Raw genomic sequence first — 5082 nt, forward strand, 5'->3', positions numbered from 1 at the left:
GTCGGAGTCGGAGTTGGAGTTTCCGCAGGCGTCGGAGTTGGAGTTGGAGTCGGAGTCGGAGTTGGAGTTTCCGCAGGAGTTGGAGTCGGAGTCGGAGTTGGAGTTTCCGCAGGAGTTGGAGTTGGAGTCGGAGTCGGAGTTTCCGCAGGCGTCGGAGTTGGCGTCGGAGTTGGAGTTTCCGCAGGCGTCGGAGTTGGAGTTGGAGTTGTATCTACAATAGTCAAAACAGCACTAGAAATTGCTCCTAAATCTGCTTTGTTAGTGGGATTGGTCAGAGTTAAATTAACAGTTTCATCCTGTTCTATTTGGGAATCATCCACAATTGAAATCGTGAAAGTTTGAACACTTTCGCCAATGTCAAAATTTAAGGTTCCCGATGTCTGGTTATAGTCACTACCAGCATTAGCAGTGCCATTACTTGTAGTGTAACTGACAGCAGCAGCCACATTAGCATCTCTGCGAGTAACGGTAATTGTGGCAAACTGACCGTTTTCATTAACGCTGTAATTTGCGGCACTAAAGTTAAATGTGCCTGGATTGGTGAGGTTGATAATGAACGCTTGGGTGTGAGAAGTATCGAGTCCTTCGTTATCTCTACCGCCATTATCTTTCAGGTTTAGAGTGATATTAGCACTGCCGATCGCCCCCGGCACCGGTGTAAAGGTTAGCGTCCCCGCTGAGTCGATCGCAGGTTGTAAACTAAACAAAGCAGCATTATCATTTCCTACCACTTGAAAAGCCACAGTTTGTCCCGATTCGTTGGCCGGGCCTGGAGAAATCGCAGTCGCCCATCCGGGTATGATTTGTGGCCCCGAATTGCTGCTGAGAGTGCGATCGACTCCTTTGACAAACGAAGGTGGATTGTTGACTGGATTAACTGCGATCGCACTTGTTAAACTATTAGTGCTAAACGGCGTTGTTCCCCCAGTAACTGAAGCATTGACGCCCGCAGTACCGCTGGCAACTCCGTTACTTCCATCCCACGCCCGAAAAGTAATTGTTGGTTTGCTTCCAGCGGTACTGTAATAGTCTTGGTTGGGTACAAACCGAACTTTCGCAGGCGTTTGCAGGGAAACCCGCGTCAGGTTGATGTTAGCTTGCGCCGAGGTAGTGCCGTCACCGAGGAATAGAAAATTAGGAGTTTCGTAAGGATCTATCTGGTCGCTAAATCCTGAATAATCGCGCAGCGGGCCGGTTAGTATGATAGCGCTGCCATCGGAAAGAAAGTATTTGTTACCTTGAACTCTGAGAGTGTAGTTAGTAGCAATATTGGTGTTATAAGCAACATTCTCTGCTGCAACAAATAAGCCGTTTGTTTGTCCGCCTGGGTTGGGAGTAATGCCGTCGCCTTGTGCGAAGATATTGCCAGAGTTTTCAGATAGCCGCTGGAAACCGATTTCAATGGCTTTGCGATCGCTAGTAACGGCAACAATGCTAAAACCTGCCCGATCTTGATTAGTGCGGGATTCCGAGATAATTTGGAGATTAAAAGACAAGCTAAAGCCTGTAGTGCGATCGAGCGGGGAAAATGACGGATTTAAAGGATTATTTGTATAGCCAGCATAAATTCTATTGTCCGCAGTGCTGTTTAAATTAACTCCATTACCGCTAAAAAATTCTGAAGCTGTAGCGGTAGGAGAAGCAAGATTTGAGTTAGTCAAAGACAGCCAATTTTGAGAACTGGGAGTGTTACCAAGTAAGCCATTATAAAGAGGAGTCGGGCCGAGCACTGTTGCTGAACTTTCCGACACTGTGCCGAAATTTGTCCAAGTATTGCCATCTGTTGAAAATTGCCAGTTACCGTTAGTATTGTCTGCAGCGGTGACTGCAACACCCAAAGGATCGCCATTAGCGTCACCGCCTAACTCGCTAGTGATGTTAAAAATACTAAACCCTGTGTTAGCGACGCTGGGTATATTTTCATTAATTGCGATCGGCGGATTAACATTAGGAGTTACCAAATTCGGAGCAATGTTAACCGGTCGGTTGCGGAGGCTGTTAATATAAATACTGTTAATTCCGCCGTTGGGCAAACCCAAGGAGCCGGGACTATCTATAGTATAACTAGCAGTTCTGTTGATGCCGCCAATAGCGCTGGAAAACTCAACATTACCCCCGTTGGGTGGTGCTGGAATTTGCACCTTAGCTGCACTCCCAAATACCCCTAACCCAGTCGTCGGCCAGGCGAGGGAATTAACAGAAGTAATTCCCGCACTACTAGTATCTACCCAAACAATATCTGAGGCTGCAAAATCCCCGCCAAAACCGTTAGTTCCGACTAAGACATTATTGAGATAAGTACCGCCAGCAGCGTTATTTATCAGCAATTGAATGTTCCAATCAGCATCATTTCCGCCGGCAACGGGGTTGTAGGTAATATCATCAGTAGGAATGACACCTGAACCGCCGATCGCAATTATGGTTCCTGCCTTGAAGACAGGAGCAATACTCGCCATGTTCCTGAACTGATAAGCAGAAAGTTTCTGTGCTGTTGTACTGCTTGAGTCGCCTACAAAAAAACTTTGAAGTTGAGCTGTTGTTATATCTTCCGTCAACAGCAGTTCCACATACTCATTCCCCAGGAATTGCCCGTTCCGCCGGAATTCGTTAATAATTATCTGTCCCATCTAGATGCACCTAAATTTGAGATGATTATGTATTAGCTGCCAACTACTACAGCAGTTCTCAATAAAGTGAGGTATGCCCTATGCCCTATGCCCTATGCCCTATGCCCACGGAGGCCGCTTATCAAGCGTGCACCTCATGTTACTGAGAAAGGCTATATCAATTTTTTTACATTTAATTTTTATTTACGTAAATACACTGTCAGTAGTTTCTCCGTACAGTGGCTTCTTTAAGTCATTTTTATTACTAAAATAATACCGGGAGTGCTGAGCAGTGTCAAGCAAAAGCTTGGATTATTGTCGATCGCACTCCCGGACGCAAAAAGTGATTTGATACACTACTCATAGCGGCAAGCTACGCGCTGTGAACCCTACATAATTAACTAAGGTGCGGAGTACGCACCTTAGTTAATTAATTTGTGCTTACCCGAAGATGGTAAAATCATTCAGACCGATCGCACTAGCTTGCACTCCATTCAAAGCAGCCAACAATTGACCGTTTTCACCAATCCTGATGAAAGCTGCATTAGCGTTTTGGGTAATACTAAGTTGACCAAAAGTTAGACCCCCCGCTAACACCAGCAAATCTTCACCTTTTGTGAAATCAGTAATTACATCGCTGTCTTCACCTGCTGTTAAAACAAAGCGATCGCGCCCAATGCCACCGCTGAGAATATCATTGCCCAAACCCCCAACCAAACAATCGTCGCCTTTACCGCCATAGAGAGTATCGTTACCCTCCTCGCCACATAGTTTGTCACTACCGCCGTTGCCCAACATCAAATCATTGCCAGCACCACCGCACACGGAATCTGGCTCGCCGTTAAAGTCGATCGCACTGTCTCCGAAAATAGTATCGTCCCCATCGTCGCCACAAATGCTATCACTGCCGCGACCGCCCAACAGCAGATCGTTGCCAGTACCCCCCACCACAACATCATTGCCCTTGCCCCCATAAACAGTATCATTGCCCTCGCCGCCGCTTAGAGTATCCGCAGCATCTCCCCCATTCAAGAAGTCGTTGCCAGCACCGCCAAAGAGCAAATCGCGTCCAGTCGAGTCAGGGCTAAACGGGTCAAAACTGCCTCCAAACAAGCAGTCGTTACCCTGAGCTCCAACGAGAGTGTCATTGCCTTTGTCGCCCCCAATCAAGTCATCGTCTTTGCCGCCGATGGCCACATCATCGCCCTTACCCCCGAAAATGCGATCGTCGCTGCCGGCGCCGTTGAGGTAATCATTGCCATTGCCGCCAAACAGCAAGTCTTTGTCTGCATTCGGGCCAAGGGGGATATTGCTGGGCAGTGCCCCGTAAATATTGTCGTTGCCTTTTTCGCCCAGCAGAACGTCGTCGCCGTTGAAACCGCTGATAACGTCGTTGAGATTGCTGCCGATGAGGAAGTCGTCGCCGTCAGTGCCATTGAAAGTGCGATCGACAGAATTCGGGCCCGGAATCGAACCGATCGCGGGTAGGGTAATCTGTTCGCAAATGCAATCGGTATCGCCCCCTTGAACGCTGTCAGAGTCAACAGGAGTTCCCGTGGGAGTTGGAGTTTCCGTGGGAGTCGGAGTTCCCGTGGGAGTCGGAGTTCCCGTGGGAGTCGGAGTTCCCGTGGGAGTCGGAGTTCCCGTGGGAGTCGGAGTTCCCGTTGGAGTCGGAGTCGGAGTTCCGGTTGGAGTCGGAGTCGGAGTTCCGGTTGGAGTCGGAGTTCCCGTGGGAGTCGGAGTCGGAGTTCCGGTTGGAGTCGGAGTCGGAGTTCCGGTGGGAGTCGGAGTTCCGGTGGGAGTCGGAGTTCCCGTGGGAGTCGGAGTTCCCGTGGGAGTCGGAGTTCCCGTGGGAGTTGGAGTTTCCGTGGGAGTCGGAGTTCCCGTGGGAGTTGGAGTTCCCGTGGGAGTTGGAGTTTCCGTGGGAGTCGGAGTTCCGGTTGGAGTCGGAGTTCCCGTGGGAGTCGGAGTTCCCGTGGGAGTTGGAGTTTCCGTGGGAGTCGGAGTTCCGGTTGGAGTTGGAGTTCCCGTGGGAGTCGGAGTTCCCGTGGGAGTCGGAGTTCCCGTGGGAGTCGGAGTTGGAGTTCCGGTTGGAGTCGGAGTTCCCGTGGGAGTCGGAGTTGGAGTTCCGGTTGGAGTCGGAGTTCCCGTGGGAGTCGGAGTTGGAGTTTCCGTGGGAGTCGGAGTTGGAGTTCCGGTTGGAGTCGGAGTTCCGGTTGGAGTCGGAGTTCCCGTGGGAGTTGGAGTTCCGGTGGGAGTTGGAGTTCCGGTGGGAGTTGGAGTTGGAGTTCCGGTTGGAGTTGGAGTTTCCGTGGGAGTCGGAGTTGGAGTTCCGGTTGGAGTTGGAGTTTCCGTGGGAGTCGGAGTTCCGGTTGGAGTTGGAGTTGGAGTTCCGGTGGGAGTTGGAGTTCCGGTTGGAGTCGGAGTTCCGGTTGGAGTCGGAGTTCCGGTTGGAGTCGGAGTTCCGGTTGGAGTC

Annotated in this window: 2 protein-coding genes; both read right to left on the minus strand. The window is 50.3% G+C overall.

All coding sequences use genetic code 11. The features are described from left to right. On the minus strand, positions 1–2627 hold a 2627-nt coding region (locus tag QUB10_RS03400), incomplete at its 3' end, for a choice-of-anchor Y domain-containing protein (protein ID WP_333199552.1). Between the two features lie 420 nt (positions 2628–3047). Continuing rightward, the coding region (locus tag QUB10_RS03405) for a calcium-binding protein (RefSeq protein ID WP_333199554.1) at positions 3048–5082 on the minus strand (2035 nt) is incomplete at its 5' end.

It is taken from the genome of Microcoleus sp. B5-D4 (assembly GCF_036705145.1).
In the GTDB taxonomy this organism is placed as follows: Bacteria; Cyanobacteriota; Cyanobacteriia; order Cyanobacteriales; family Microcoleaceae; genus Microcoleus.